This window comes from Novipirellula aureliae, from assembly GCF_007860185.1.
GTDB classification, from domain to species: Bacteria; Planctomycetota; Planctomycetia; order Pirellulales; family Pirellulaceae; genus Novipirellula_A; species Novipirellula_A aureliae.
This window is the reverse complement of sequence record NZ_SJPY01000004.1, coordinates 587,309-601,864: the sequence shown is the minus strand read 5'-3', so window position 1 is coordinate 601,864 and position 14,556 is coordinate 587,309. Positions and strand designations below refer to the sequence as shown.

Annotated in this window: 10 protein-coding genes; 7 read left to right on the top strand and 3 right to left on the bottom strand. The window is 52.6% G+C overall.

The features are described 5' to 3' along the window. Positions 1-246: 246 nt before the first annotated feature. The 3 genes from Q31b_RS14685 to Q31b_RS14675 all read left to right on the top strand — a co-directional run bounded on the left by Q31b_RS14685 (position 247) and on the right by Q31b_RS14675 (position 5,373). A complete protein-coding gene (locus Q31b_RS14685; protein WP_146600406.1) occupies positions 247-2,775 on the top strand; it encodes a hypothetical protein in 2,529 nt (842 codons plus the stop codon). 91 nt (positions 2,776-2,866) lie between these two features. After that, a complete protein-coding gene (locus tag Q31b_RS14680; RefSeq protein WP_231617582.1) occupies positions 2,867-4,213 on the top strand; it encodes a hypothetical protein in 1,347 nt (448 codons plus the stop codon). Positions 4,214-4,338: 125 nt separating this feature from the next. Further along, complete coding sequence (locus Q31b_RS14675; RefSeq protein WP_197171544.1) at positions 4,339-5,373, top strand: UbiA family prenyltransferase; 1,035 nt, start codon at positions 4,339-4,341, stop codon at positions 5,371-5,373. 20 nt (positions 5,374-5,393) lie between these two features. Here the strand turns inward: Q31b_RS14675 and Q31b_RS14670 are convergent, their stop codons facing one another. From Q31b_RS14670 to ftsY, 3 genes are all read right to left on the bottom strand, one after another. Continuing rightward, positions 5,394-6,428, bottom strand: a complete 1,035-nt coding sequence (locus Q31b_RS14670) for a hypothetical protein (RefSeq protein ID WP_146600403.1) — start codon at positions 6,426-6,428, stop codon at positions 5,394-5,396. A gap of 217 nt (positions 6,429-6,645) precedes the next feature. Continuing rightward, complete coding sequence (locus tag Q31b_RS14665; RefSeq protein ID WP_146600402.1) at positions 6,646-6,921, bottom strand: hypothetical protein; 276 nt, start codon at positions 6,919-6,921, stop codon at positions 6,646-6,648. Between the two features lie 18 nt (positions 6,922-6,939). Then, complete coding sequence (ftsY, locus tag Q31b_RS14660) at positions 6,940-7,896, bottom strand: signal recognition particle-docking protein FtsY (protein WP_146600496.1); 957 nt, start codon at positions 7,894-7,896, stop codon at positions 6,940-6,942. 467 nt (positions 7,897-8,363) lie between these two features. Between ftsY and Q31b_RS14655 the strand changes: the two genes are divergently transcribed. From Q31b_RS14655 to Q31b_RS14640, 4 genes are all read left to right on the top strand, one after another. Then, positions 8,364-9,662, top strand: a complete 1,299-nt coding sequence (locus Q31b_RS14655) for a porin (protein WP_146600401.1) — start codon at positions 8,364-8,366, stop codon at positions 9,660-9,662. A gap of 283 nt (positions 9,663-9,945) precedes the next feature. Further along, entirely contained in the window at positions 9,946-11,280 is a 1,335-nt protein-coding gene (locus tag Q31b_RS14650; protein ID WP_146600400.1) for a porin, read from the top strand. Between the two features lie 658 nt (positions 11,281-11,938). Next, positions 11,939-13,351: an ammonium transporter gene (locus Q31b_RS14645; RefSeq protein WP_146600495.1), complete on the top strand. Its 1,413-nt coding sequence runs from the start codon at positions 11,939-11,941 to the stop codon at positions 13,349-13,351. A 659-nt stretch (positions 13,352-14,010) separates the two neighbouring features. Then, the gene (locus Q31b_RS14640; RefSeq protein ID WP_146600399.1) at positions 14,011-14,349 is read left to right on the top strand and encodes a P-II family nitrogen regulator; all 339 of its coding nucleotides are present in this window, start codon (positions 14,011-14,013) and stop codon (positions 14,347-14,349) included. Positions 14,350-14,556 lie beyond the last annotated feature (207 nt).

Sequence of the window (14,556 nt, the reverse complement as noted above, 5' to 3'; positions counted from 1 at the left end):
GGCGTTCCTGTCTAGCTATTTATAACCTAGAACGCGAAAAAATCAGCCAAGAACGCTCTCAATCAGAGAAAAAAATGGCATGTCTTGGTAAATGTTGGCAGGAAAGTCCGCTCCCACGATCCCGCCTGCCTCGCTACACAAACGGGATTATTTTTCATTTTTTTTGTACGGGTTTGGACGCGGTGTGTCACCAATAGGGTGTAAACCGAAACAAGTCCTACTTTTGAAATCAGAAAAATCTCGATCATGCGACTAACCCTACGAACGTTGCTAGCCTATTTAGACAACACACTCGACCCGGCGGATGCCGAGTCGCTGCGGAACAAAGTTGCCGAGAGCAGTTTCGCGGCCCAATTGGTGAATCGAATCCGGCACAATTTGGGGAGCAGTGATTTAGCCGCTCCGTCACCCGATGCGGTCAGTCCGCTCGAAGAGGCGAACGTGATCAGCGAGTTTCTCGACAGCACTTTGCCTGCCGAGCAGGTTTCGGAGATCGAAAGAGCGTGTTTGGAATCGGATATGCAGCTGGCCGAAGCCGCAGCATGTCATCAAATATTGACGATGGTGCTAGGGAAATCGGCAGCGGTAAGTCCTGAACTGCGTAAGCGAATCTACGAACTGCCCGATCGAGATATCGCTGATGTTGCGACGGCTGGCAGTTTTGCATCGATTTCAGTGCCCGCAACGGAGCTGGGTGATACCAACCTGAACGATGTTTCAGGTGTGGATGATCTTGGCATCGGTTCGCAACCAACATCGGCGGCCGAACCGATCGATCCCGTTGGGCCTGACGATTCAGGCGTTTCAGATGCTCCGACACGCATTCGCCAATTGGATGAGGCCGCTGAAGCACGCGTCCGCTTGGCTCGCGGGGCACGTCCGCAGTCGGCGATCGAGGCTGCTCAACTTTACGGTGGTTCCATCCGAACGAGTCGCATTGCACCGTGGTTGGTGGGTTTGGCGTTGGCTGCCGCACTTTTGTTCGCCCTGGTGCAAGTGTTTGGTACTTTTCTCGATCGAGACAAGATTGCTGCGACCGATACGGCAGGTGAAAACACCGAGATTGCTAGCCAGCCGATCAAGCCGGCTCCAACCTCTCCTTCGGTGCAAGAACGAACGGTTGGGGAGCCCAACTCGCAAACGTCGCCCGAGAAATCGGAGAGCAACACGGTTTCACCTCAAATTCTGGATGGCACGAAACCCGATCCAGCAACGCAACCAGAACCCGTGTTGGGCGATCCGAATCAATCTCCATCAATGGAAGTCACGACCGAGACAGCTGTGGATAGTCAAGGCATGTCCGAGCGCGATCTGAAACCCATCGAACAGGATCCGATTGTTGTTGAAAATGGAAGACCATCGGATTCAGGAGTGGAGGAGGAGGCGACTGGCAGCGATACTCAGCCGATGACAGAATCGCCAGCCGAATCAGCCGAATCAGCCGAATCAGGCGAAAGCGAAAGCGAAGGCGAAGGCGAAGGCGAAAGCGAAGGCGAAAGCGATGGAATCTCGCCGGAGGTGGATATCACCGAGCCGGTCGAGACGGAATCAACGGATCGTGAAGCAGGGATTTCCGATGCGGACGCGGTCGCCAAAATCACGGGTGATCCAGGGCTCTTGTTTTTAATCGATGAGGACGGAACGGCGGTGCGAGTCGACCGCGACACCTCGATACTCATCAATCAAACGGTTGTTTGCGCACCGACTTTTCGAGTTCGACTTGATACGATTGATAACATTGCCGTGACACTCATCGGGCCAGCCCGTGTACGCTGGGAAGCGGTCGCAGGCGGCGATCCAGTTATTCATGTCGAGCAAGGTCGAATGTTGTTGGAAGCGACGAAGAAAGGAGCCGACGCGGAGCTCGTCCTTCCTGACTCAAAGTTGAAGCTGGATTTTCCGACGATTGAAACGCTGGCTGCTTTCAGCGTTACTCATTTCCGGCAACCGGGTTTTGATCCGCAGAACACAGACAACCATATTTTTTCAATTGGAGTCTTGGTGCCTCACGGGACGTTGACGCTAACGGCAGATGATTTGACATCAACAAGCCAGCCATCAAGCGACATCTTAACGGTGGATGGCAATCTCGCCAAGCCTGAGGCCGTAACCTTGAAGGTGGGCGAGCGATGGATCAAGCGTGGCGACAGTGAGGGCGAGTTGTCGCAGGTCGATTCGGCTCCTGATTGGACTCAACCCGTCTCGGCGAACGATCATTCCCTGGAAGCGTCGGCGCGAGAAGCGTTGGTCAGTTTAATGATCGAAGACCAAGCGGTCGACTTGTCGCTGCGTGAAGCGACGATGTTTCGTCGCGCCGAGGTCGGTGCCCTGGCAGCTCGTACGTTGCTTTCGATCCGAAAACCTGATGTCTATTTCGGCAGTGATGGAATCCTCAACAATGCCGAACAACGCCAATACTGGATCGATCATTACACCGCCTTGGTGGGTGCGATCGATCGTGATGTCGAGACAGCGAAAGTAGTGAATGACTCGATGCAGCGTATGGATTCCGCAAATGCACCGGTCCTCTTCAAATTACTCGTTGGCTATTCTCAGAAACAGTTAGCCGAGGGGGGGGATGTGGAGCTAATTGGTTATCTCGATTCACCATCAATGGCTGTCCGAGCGTTAGCACTCGAAAATTTGAAACGGATCAGTAGTGGAGCAACGTTGGGGTATCGTCCCGAGCAGGACAGCGCCCTGAGAAGATCGCAGGCGATCAAAAAATGGGAAGCTCGCCAACGAAAAGGTGACATCCGATGGCAGACTCCTTAAGCCGGCAGACACCTGCGAACTGATTTCTCATCACAGACGTATAGGCTCTAATACTGTGAATCCTTTCGACAAAGAATTAGAAAGACTGCGAATGGCGGCCAACCCTCGAATCTCTCATCCGATCAATCGACGAGATCTTCTTTCCTACGCGTGTATCGGTGCTGCAACGACGATCGTTGGATGTAAAGATCAACCCGATCCAATCGACGAGGTTAGCGAGTCTCGGAGCGACGTTCCAATTCAGTTGGTACTTGTCGGTTCCGACGACGATGCGGAGACGATTCGCCGTGCATGGATGTCTATCGATGAGCAGCCACTGGAAATCAAGACCATTTCGGCGGACCGTGTCGATGACCGACCGTGGATCGTCACGCTGCGGGAGGCCGCGTTGTCATGCGACCTCATCATTTATCCGATGATGGCGGTTGCTGAGTTGATCGAAACCGAAGCGATCGTTCCAATCGACGATCGTACATTTGAGCAGATGCAAGAAGAATACGGTTCGTTTTTTTCGGCACCTCGAAATGGAGCGGCGCGTTTTGGAGGCGCCTACGTTGCTCTACCGCTCGGTGCCTCGTTGCCAGCCCTGTTAAGTTCGCGTTCGATTCCGACACTTGGATCCTGGGGGGATTACGACGACTGGGTCGCGAAAGAATTGGCGGGAAAGGCTGCAGAACCTCTTGCGGTTGGTTGGGCAGGTGCGATGTTTTTGTGGCGTGCCATCGCCTCGATCGATCAGGGCTGGTTGTTCACAAGAGATGACTTTACGCCGCTGGTGGATTCCGAACCCTATGTGGATGTGTTGAGGCAAATGCAGCAAACGGCTAGCCGCTACAACTCTATCAGCATGTCCCCAGTCGAAGTCTGGAACGCTTTACAGAGTGGCGAAATCTTAGCCGGAATTGGATTTCCAGGTGGCGTGGGGGGGGCTTGGAATGAAGAGCCTCAAGCAACACGAGAGGTCGCCTTTGGCGATTTGCCATGCGACCCCAAACGGAAGCAGATGCTGCTCGATCCCTTTTCGCCAATCGCATCGATATCGAGCCATTGTCGGCAAACCAGTGCTTCCAAACGGTTGATGAATTGGATGTCGGGTGGCGAAGGGAGCCAATTGATCCGTCGCGAAATCGACCGTTTCACCCCGGTCCGTTCGGAGAACGCTTCCCTGCTGGTTGTCGAAACACAGACCGGAACGCCCTACGAACAATGGTTGGAGACACAGCTTCGCACGCCGGTCACGGCGGCATCGTTACAGTTATTTGCAGCGGATGAGTACTATTCGGTACTTGATCAGCAGGTTGTGGCCTGTATCGCCGGCGATGCATCGCCGGAACAAGCTCTAACCGTCGTGGCTGAAAGATGGCAAGCGATCACGGACCGAATCGGCAAGGAGAAACAGAAAACCGCTTGGCGAAGGAGTCAGGGACTACGGGCTTAGTGTTCTTTTTGCTAAGATGTCGTGGTATTCCGCCGCAGCCCAATTTTCATGGGGGCGGTAGTGGATCTTGTTAAAGATCCCCGTCGCTCAGGATCTTTGACAAGATCCACTACATTGAAGCGGCATTGACCGCGAGACTCGTCTACGACGCCAACAGGAATCTCGATTTGAACGACGATCAAAGAAAACATGGGCCTTTTTTTTATTGGGCTCAACTCGTTCGCTTGCCTAATGTTTTCACTGTCGTCGCGGATGTCAGTGCCGGCTTTTTGCTGGTCTCGCAAGGTCCTGAGCCATTGCTGGCGTGGCTATTGGTCGTGCTCGCGGGTGTGGCATTCTATTGGGCGGGAATGATTCTCAATGATGTTTTCGATTTGGAAATCGATCGAGTCGAACGTCCGAATCGTCCTTTACCAGCAGGCAATATCTGCTCTATCCGAGCTCGATGGATCGGTTGGGCGCTCCTGGCGATCGGTATCCTGCTGGGGACACTCAGCGGGATGTTGCCGAATCAAACGCATCCAACGACTTGGCTGCCTGCGATTTTGAGTGTTGTATTGGCCGCAGCGGTCTATGCATACAACGGGCCGCTAAAGAATACACCGCTGGCACCGTCGACAATGGGTTTTTGCCGGATGCTAAGTTTTCTACTAGGTACTGCGCCCGTATTGATCTTACCGCACATGTCGGGCGAACCATTTCGTGATCAGTATATCATTGCGATTGCGTTAGGTTTAGGACTCTACATCATGGGAATCACCTTGATGGCTCGTGACGAAGCGACTAGCCCGAATATCGCAGCGGAGCAATCGCCGAATTTGAAAGTGGGATTGGTGGTGATGGTGATTGGCGCAGGCGTGTTAGCGTTTGCTCCGAGAACCGCTCTGCCCGACATTCAAAAGACTTGGTATCTATCAGCATCTCGGCATTTCCCATTCTTAATTGGAATGATTGTCTATCCGATCGTTTTACGTGCTTATCGCTGTCTTCGCAGACCAACGCCTGAGAGAATCCAGATGATGATTCGCAGCGGCATTCTGACCATCATCCCATTTTCAGCAGCCATTGCCATGCTAGCTGCAGGCCCGATTTGGGGACTTGCAATCTTTACATTGATTGTCCCCGCCTTCCTTCTTAGCGCAAAACTCCGCATGACATGATATGACATGATATGACATGACTAGTGACAAACCACCAATGACTCTTCGGGTTGGTTAAGTCGAACAAAGGCTTCACGTGCATCACAGTAGTCGAGCGCAACGACGCGTGTTTGAACAGGAAGTTCGAGAAGTTGTTTGTCAACGTGCGGACTCGCTCCTTCAACGAGCAACTGTTCGAGTATCTGCTGCGAATCAATCGGACGTTTCGACTCAAACAATTCAGTCACGTTTCGGACTAATCCGGTGATAGGGTTTTGGCTGTGTCGATGGGCCGCGACGGTTCGGCGAAGAGTGTCTTCAGCGTCTGCCAAGTTTTTAGCAGCGGCCATCGCTTCGGAATCACCGGCGCGGTAGACGGCAACAACAAAATTGGCTCGTCCGAGTGTCACGACGTCGCGATCCCAACCGCCGAACGATTTTTTTTCGCTTTGGGCAATCACCGAAACGTCGACCAGTCCGCTACGCCAAGTGGCGGGGACGTTCAAGGTCAAGTGGAACACTTTTTCGCCTTCCAAAACTTGTTGTTCCGTCCACTTCAATTTGAAATAGACCCCGCGTCCTCGATTGATCGTGCCCGAAGCGGTGACGGCGTGAACCGGGGCTATCCGATCGTACTGGAGACATTCGGCTTGCTTGCTACCGCGATCGGTTCCGGCATTGCCTTTAGCCAGATCGCCATAGGTCCCGTTGATCGAGAGTCCAAACGATTCCGTTTTCTCATCGGTCGTTTTCACTTGTATCGGACCTTGAATACGGCTGGCTACTTCCGTACGAGGTGAATAGTCCGCGATTTGAATTCCATCTTGCCGAGGTTGGCAACGAACAATCCACTGGTCAATCCGCTGAGGTTTCGGCGCGACGATCATTGACGACAGGCGAAGTTCAACATCGATCAATTGATCGCACGTGCTTGTGTCCAACGCTGAACCGGCGGTTACGAGTGGTAGGTCAAAAAAGATCTCAGGTGCATTGTCTTGGTTTGCCGCACGGGCTGACATGGAAAAAGGAGCCGAGCAAGCAAGCGTCAAGACCGTAAACAGAATGGGGGATCGCATGGGACTTCTATCCTTATCCTAAACCTATTTGGAAACTCCGTCGTAATCGTCGCCTAAGTCCTTTGGCGATAACGCTTCTTCCATCTTGGAAAAGGATCACGCGGAACAGCAAGTTCTGCGTGACACAAAGAAATCTAGCCTTGAGAGTCCCAAGGGCAAGGAGAGCGATTGGGATTTGGTGGGATGGTGGAGTCGTGAAACACGCTTTTTGCCGGAGCTAGATCGCTTGCAGGTTGAGTCGGCCAACGAGAGACCCGGCATCCTTTATCGCTGCGACCTGTGTTCTTTCGCGGCGATTGACGCTCTGCTTTGCTCTGCTCTCCGAGCGGAAAACATCGGCCGCCTGGGATTGACAGTGGGTCTGAGCCAATCGATGGACGCAATCAGCTCGTGGAGCTGAGCGACATTGCGGCACCGTTGCCGCAATGCGAATGTGAAACACCGGGATGACTGCTGCAAGCGTTTTTTGTTTTTCAATCGGACAGTTGGTCAAGCGGTATCCGAGAGTCGTTCACTCGGCGAAAAGGGCAGAGGCGAAGGAGTCGGCGTCAAAGGAGGCGATGTCCTCGACTCTTTCACCAAGCCCCACAAATTTCACTGGCAAATCGAACTGCTCACGGATTGGCAAGATCACGCCTCCCTTAGCGGACCCATCGAGTTTGGCCAAAATGATTCCGGTGCAACCAGCGGCTTCGCTAAACCCTTTCGCTTGGCTGATCGCGTTTTGGCCCGAGGTTGCATCGAGTACGAGCAAGACTTCGTGCGGTGCTCCTTCGATCTTTTTGTCGACGACGCGGCGAATTTTGTCGAGTTGTTGCATCAAGTTGGTTTGTGTTTGCAAACGCCCAGCGGTATCGATGATGACCACATCGGCACCCGTTTGTACGCCCCGTTCAACCGTTTGATAGGCTACCGATGCGGGATCAGCTCCCTCATTTCCTTTCACGATGTCGCAGCCGATCCGGCCGGCCCAAATGGTGAGTTGTTCTACCGCTGCGGCTCGGAACGTATCGCCAGCCCCCAAGACCACTTTCTTGCCGGTTGAATGAAGATGGTAGGCCAGTTTTCCGATCGAGGTCGTTTTGCCACTACCATTGACTCCGACAACAAGAATGACCGTTGGCGGCGAATCGGCGAACCGCAAACCCGTCGACTCTTGCGCTAGCATGGATCGCGTTTGCTCGGTGATCGTTTCGAGCACCTCTTCCAATTGCACGACTCGGCCGCGCAATCGGCGGGCAACGTCGTCGCGAATGATCTCGGCGGGGCCCGTGCCCATATCCGTTCGAATCAACTTAGAAAACAACTCGTCAAGAAGCTCATCATCGACGAGCCGACCTTGACTTTTGAACAAATCACGGATGTCGGTATTGAGCGTACGACGTGTTTTTTGAAGTCCTGAGACCATTTTGGCAATGACGCCGGCCGGCTCGGTGGATTCTGTTTTCTTGGATCGCCAAAAAGCCATCGCGGGTTCACTTATCGGATCGAGAGGTAGACAAATAATGAGAGAGCCAATGTTATAGCGATTCATTCCTTCGAAATGAACTCCATGAACGATCGATAGGCGAGACTCGCCACATTTTTTCTAATCGTCATTCTTTGCCTAGGGTGTACATTTTTGCCAGTAAGCGTTTGTTTCACCCCTCGATTGGCTTAGTGCGAATTTTCGGAATTAAATGGCAATAACAACCAAATAACAATCCGATATCAAATTACGAAGACTTAGCGTGGTGCTGGGAAGTCGATTGTCAACTTGACGTGAACCTCGATCAAAAGAGGTAGTCAGGCGGAAGTTCGGCCTCGAGCGACCTAGAGCGGGAGATGGTTATCTCGCGAGTCCTAATAGCGAGCCATCGTTGTGGGAGATCACGCGGCAATTGCCAAAAAAAAAGAAATTTCACCCGTTACGGATTTTGGGGAGTAGAACACAAGATGAAAATTAGCAAACTTGCTCTGGTTGCGATGTTGGCCTGCGGCGTGAATGCCGGGGTCGCTTCAGCAGACCAAGCATACGGCATTTCACAAGTAGGATGTTTCGAACAATCGAACTGCGATTGTGGCGAACCTGTCTGTGGATGCGAAATGGTCGAGCCATCATGCGATTTTGGCTGCGACAGCGGTTGTGATAGTGGCTGCGGTCCCGCAGGCTGTCTCGGCGGTGGATCGCTAGGCGATCCTTTAGAATTGTTCGGATCGACCGACAATGGTTGGAGTGCTGGTGGTTGGGCTTCGATTGGCTATCACAATGAGGCTTTGCCGTTGTTCAATAGCCGGCCTGACGAGGTGCAACTGCAACAAGCTTGGTTGTACGCGGAAAAAGCAATCGATACGTCACATGGTTTCGATATCGGGGGACGCATCGATTACATCTATGGTACCGACGCCCAAGATACGCAGTCCTTTGGTATCGACAATGACCACTGGGACAACGGATGGGACAACGGATCCGATTACGGAAGCGCGATTCCTCAGTTGTACGCGGAAGTCGGTTACGGCGATTGGTCGGTTAAGGCAGGTCACTTCTATACGATCATCGGGTGGGAAGTTGTCCAAGCGACCGGTAACTTCTTCTACAGCCATGCTTACACGATGTACAACAGCGAGCCGTTTACGCACACAGGTGCTTTGGCTACGTACAACGTGAACGACAACGTCACCGCTTATGGTGGCTACGTTCTTGGCTGGGATAGCGGATTCGAAGACAACGGCGATGCGTTCCTCGGTGGATTGTCCGTCGCACTCTCGGACGATTTGACTGTAACTTATGCAACCGTCGGAGGCGTTTTCGCCAACAATCAAGATGCTTACGAGAAGGGCTACATGCAGTCCATCGTTGCCGATTTGGCCCTTACGGAAAACTTGCAATACATCTTCCAAAGCGACTATCTCGACTCCGATGATCGCACGGGTGCAACCTCTCGGAAAACATTTGGTATCAACCAATACTTGATCTATACGCTTAGCGATCGCTTGGCAGTTGGCGGACGTTTCGAATGGTACGATCAAGAAGGTGTTTTCAACAATGACAATGGAACCCCAGATGACGACACGGATGACACGCTGCAACAAAGCGACGTCTACGAGTTGACCTTGGGATTGAACTATCGTCCGATCGCAAACGTTGTCGTTCGTCCCGAAATCCGCTGGGATTGGGATGACGACCAGTTGATTGGTCTCGACGATGGAGATCATCAAACCACGTTCGGAATCGATTCGGTTATCACTTTCTAGGCAAAAGCTTAAAGAAAGAACTGAAACAAAATGAGCCCCGGCTATCTCCATTTGGATAGCCGGGGCTTTTTCTTCGCCTAACCGGCACATCTTACCATACGGGAACAATCGTCCCCAAAGAACCCCTCACTTGCACCGCTTCCGACTCAATTCTCTGAATGAATCGTGCCGATAGTTCGGTTTAGGCGATTAGTTCTCGCTGGACCGCTCATGGGTAGCGGTTCGGATGAAAGCGAGATGATTGGTAAGCAGAAAAGCGGTAAGGACGGGGGAGTCCACGAAAATGAAACGAAAATATTTGGCACTGGCTGCTATGCTCTGTTGTGGTACCGGCTTTGCCGCCGATGGAAATCGGGAGTATTACCAAACAGACGCTGAGCAGCATGCTGGCATCGCCCAGGTCTCTTGCCAGCAATGTGGCGAGACCTCCTATGGTGATATTTCCTGCGGTTGTGAAGTCGCCGAGCCAAGTTGTGGATTCGAGCCAACATGCAGCGCGGAGCCGAGTTGTGGATTCGATTCATGCGACAATTTCTGTGACGAAACCGGCTACAGCATTTTTGATCGTGGCTGCGAATGCGACCTCGGTGATCCACTTGTGCTGTTTGGCGAATGTGGAAACTTTTCGATGGGCGGATGGGCCAGCGTGGGATACCACAGCGAAGGGTTAAACGGAACGTTCAACACACGGCCCGACAATGTGCAACTACAACAAGGATGGTTGTACGCGGAAAAGGCAATCGATACGTCAAACGGATTCGACATCGGTGGACGAATGGATTACATCTACGGTACGGACGGTCAAGATACCCAAGCCTTTGGAATCGACAACGACAGCTGGGACAACGACTGGAATAACGGCCCCGATTACGGGCACGCGATTCCTCAGTTGTACGCGGAAGTCGGTTACGGTGATTGGTCGGTCAAGGCAGGTCATTTCTACACAATCATCGGCTGGGAAGTGGTCCAAGCGACCGGCAATTTCTTCTATAGTCATGCCTACACGATGTACAACAGCGAACCGTTTACGCACACCGGAGCCTTGGCGACCTATTCGGGGCTGGAGAAAGTCGACCTTTATGGTGGCTACGTCATGGGCTGGGATAGCGGTTTCGACGACAACGGCGACTCGTTCCTCGGCGGTGCGTCTTTGGCCATTTCCGACGATGTGGCTTTGACATATGCCGTCGTCGGCGGCGTTTTTGCGAACAACCAAGACGCATTCGAGAAAGGCTACATGCACTCGCTCGTTGCTGACGTCTCGTTGACCGACGATTTGCAGTACGTTTTCCAAAGCGACCTCTTGTCGAGTGAAGACCGCGTTGGCGGCACGGTTCGTGAAACGTTTGGAATCAACCAATACCTGATTCGCAGCATCAATGATTGCTTCGCTGTCGGTGCCCGATTCGAATGGTATCAGACCGAAGGCACGCTGGGGGTCCCGGTGGGTGATAATACAGACATCTACGCGCTCACGCTCGGCGTAAATTATCGGCCTCATGCCAATGTAACGATCCGACCCGAAATGCGTTGGGACTGGGATGAGCAAGAAAACATCGGTTTGAAGGATGGCGATAGCCAAAGCACGTTCGGAATCGACTCGGTCTTTACGTTCTAGGCAACTGGCAAACGTAAAATACCATCCTGAGAAGGCGGGTTTCTGCGAAAGTAGAGGCTCGTCTTTTTTTCGTAGGCAGCGAACGCCGCCGATGTCGCTCCGCGTTCCAAGTTGGACGGCGTCCATGCGGGAAAGCTCTCGATGCCAGGTCTGCGTCTTCTTGCAATCAACAATCGGGTGCACGAGAAACCGGAGCTACGGCTCACAACGCCCTGCCTGCCCAGATTCTATGCAGACCACTGGCTGCGTGCTTAATCGCTTGGCTTGCCGGGGGGCTGGCACCTCAGGAACCGCAGCTTCACAAAACATTCTTGTTTTTTTAACTCATTTGTCGGAAAGCACTTGCGATGTCATTGTTGTATGGATCATTCGTTTTGGTCCGCCCCGTGCTAACGAATGGGTTTCGTTGAAGCGGTACCTGTTTCTTCAGCGATTAGCTCGCGAGCGATTGATTGATGGCCCGGGCAGGAGTTGATGGTGAGAAACCTTGAAGGTACCGCAGTTCATGACCGTTGGCGGATTGCTACAGGAGTATCGTAGCGCGCCGGCGTTTACGGTTTCACCTCCTAGAAGCAAGAAAGTAGGCGTTTGAATGTTCCACAGTTTTAGAGTACCACTGCACATTGTGATGTGCACAGCCGTTTTGATGTGTTTAGGGATGATGGGAGTCGGTCTGCCGCTCGCGTCGGTTGCATCGGCTCAGGATGAGCCAGTTGCAGTTTCCATGGATGTTGAAGTCGCTACCGACGCGGGCGCAGTCGATGCCGCCGTTGAAGAGGCCGCACCGGTTACCGAAGGTGCCTCGCTCGACTATACCATCAATACGTTGATCATGTTTCTCTGTGCCGTCTTGGTCCTGTTTATGCAAGCAGGTTTCGCGATGGTGGAAGTCGGTTTGAACTCCGCCAAAAACACGGTCAACATCTTGGCCAAAAATGTAATGGATTTGGGGGTCGGGGTGATCCTGTTCCTCTTTGTCGGTTGGGGGATCATGTATCCAGGCGACTTCAATATTATCGGCGATGGGATCCTCGGCTATGCGGGTCCTTGGGTTGATCGTGATGTGACACCCAACTTGGAGTACGGTTTCAGCCATAGTGCCGACTTCTTATTCCAGGTAGCGTTTGCTGCCACCGCGGCGACAATCGTTTCGGGTGCCGTTGCGGGACGGATGAAGTTTGGTGCGTATCTGATTTACAGTGCGTTTCTGACGGGATTGATCTATCCGATCAGTGGTGGTTGGAAATGGGGCGGCGGTTTCTTGGATGCGATGGGCTTCCAAGACTTCGCAGGAAGTGTCGTTGTTCACGCGGTCGGCGGCTTCGCAGGATTGGCTGGTGCGATCGCTTTAGGGCCTAGGCTCGGACGTTACACATCGGATGGGAAAAGCGTACCGCTTCCTGGGCACAACATTGCCTTCGCTGCACTTGGTGTCTTCATCCTTTGGGTGGGTTGGTATGGCTTTAATCCTGGTAGCCAATTGACTTACTCGGGTGCTGCCAATGCGGAAGCGACAACCTATATCGCACTCACAACGACTTTAGCTGCAGCTGCGGGTGCAGTGACAGCACTGGTTACTGGCTGGGCATTGTTCGGCAAGCCCGATCTGACGATGGCACTCAATGGTGTACTCGGCGGTTTGGTTGCGATCACAGCGAACTGCGATCGCGTTAGCCAGGGTGAATCACTTCTTATCGGTGCCATCGGCGGTGCCTTGGTCGTACTCGGTATTGTGCTGCTTGATAAGGTCAAGATTGATGACCCCGTCGGTGCATGGCCTGTTCACGGTTTGTGCGGTGTTTGGGGTGGCTTGGCGACCGGCTTGTTCGGCGAGCTGCCGGAAGTAAACGATGTCTTGCTGAGCCGTGGTGAGTTCATCTGGGTTCAGTGCTTATCGACGGGCGTCATCGTTGTATGGGCCTTTGCGACGATGGCTATTCTGTTCTTCGCACTCAAGGCAATCGGATTCTTACGAGTCTCTGCAGAGCACGAAGCGGCTGGCTTGGATATTTCCGAACACGGAATGCATGCCTACCCATCAGACGTGATCGCCGGCGGTGCGGTCAACTAGTAGCAGCGTCTCTCCAAGACGCTAAAAAAGCGGCAAGCCAGTAGCAGCGTCTCTCCGAGACGCTAAAAAAATTGCGAGCTAGTAGCAGCGTCTCTCCGAGACGCTGAAAAAGCTGCGAGCTAGTAGCAGCGTCTCTCCGAGACGCTAAAAAAATTGCGAGTCAGTAGCAGCGTCTCTCCGAGACGCTAAAAAAATTGCGAGTCTCGGAGAGACTCGCCTACGAAATAAAGCTGCGAGTCTCGGAGAGACTCGCCTACGAGAAAATACGGTGAGTCTCGGAGAGACTCGCTTAAAACCTACCCACCGCAGCTCCGTCGGCTTCACACGAGATAGGATCTCACAGGTGTGACCGGCGGAGCAGCCCGGTGTGGAAGCCAATGCTTCCAGGGTTCAGATAATCTATTCATTAAACGCAACTTCTTGGCTCTTGCCTGGGCCAGAAGGAGCCCCAATGGCTCGTGGCGAATGTCCGCCTCATTCGTCCGAGCCGGGGTTTTTTCACCCTTGTCTTCCAAGAATTTTGTGATTAGCCGGTTCGCCTGCAAAGGCGAACCGGTTTTTTGTTAGGTGTTTTTTCGCTTTCCGCTAGGGCTACAGAAAAACGATGCGAATGGCTATCATTGAATTTTACCGAATACTAGGTCACAAGTGAATTTATCGTGAAACTGATCATCGCCATCATTCAGCCCACTAGGCTTGAAGCGGTCAAGGAAGCGTTAACCAGGGTGGACGTTTACCGTTTGACGGTAATGGATTGCCAAGGATTTGGTCGCCAGAAAGGACAAACAGGAATTTATCGTGGTCACGAAGTCAGCGTGAATCTGCTCCGCAAAGTTCAGCTTCAAATCGCGGTCAATGAAGAGTTCGTCAAACCGACGGTCGATGCAATTTTAGAAGCAGGCCAAACTGGCGAGATAGGTGACGGTAAGATTTTTGTTTTGCCAATGGATGATTGCATCCGCATCCGCACCGGTGAACGTGGTAGCGAAGCCATTTGACGCGATGCCGACGAACTTCTTCAAGGTGTGTCGGCACACCAGCTATCTGCTCGACAGATGCGCATTCACATACGACCAACCCTAATTGTTTTCTATTGACGTTGCACTCGAGAGATCCAGAAAAATCGATGGTGACAGCCTCCACGGCTTTCTGATAAACAGAAGTTTGCTCAATGAAATGATCTCCCTTTTTTATCAGGTGTTCCT

Coding starts and splice junctions, on each gene's coding strand:
- Q31b_RS14670 (WP_146600403.1), bottom strand. CDS start 6,428: ATGCGATCCCCCATTCTGTTTACGGTCTTGACGCTTGCTTGCTCGGCT.
- Q31b_RS14680 (WP_231617582.1), top strand. CDS start 2,867: ATGGCGGCCAACCCTCGAATCTCTCATCCGATCAATCGACGAGATCTT.
- Q31b_RS14650 (WP_146600400.1), top strand. CDS start 9,946: ATGAAACGAAAATATTTGGCACTGGCTGCTATGCTCTGTTGTGGTACC.
- Q31b_RS14655 (WP_146600401.1), top strand. CDS start 8,364: ATGAAAATTAGCAAACTTGCTCTGGTTGCGATGTTGGCCTGCGGCGTG.
- Q31b_RS14645 (WP_146600495.1), top strand. CDS start 11,939: ATGATGGGAGTCGGTCTGCCGCTCGCGTCGGTTGCATCGGCTCAGGAT.
- ftsY (WP_146600496.1), bottom strand. CDS start 7,896: ATGGCTTTTTGGCGATCCAAGAAAACAGAATCCACCGAGCCGGCCGGC.
- Q31b_RS14685 (WP_146600406.1), top strand. CDS start 247: ATGCGACTAACCCTACGAACGTTGCTAGCCTATTTAGACAACACACTC.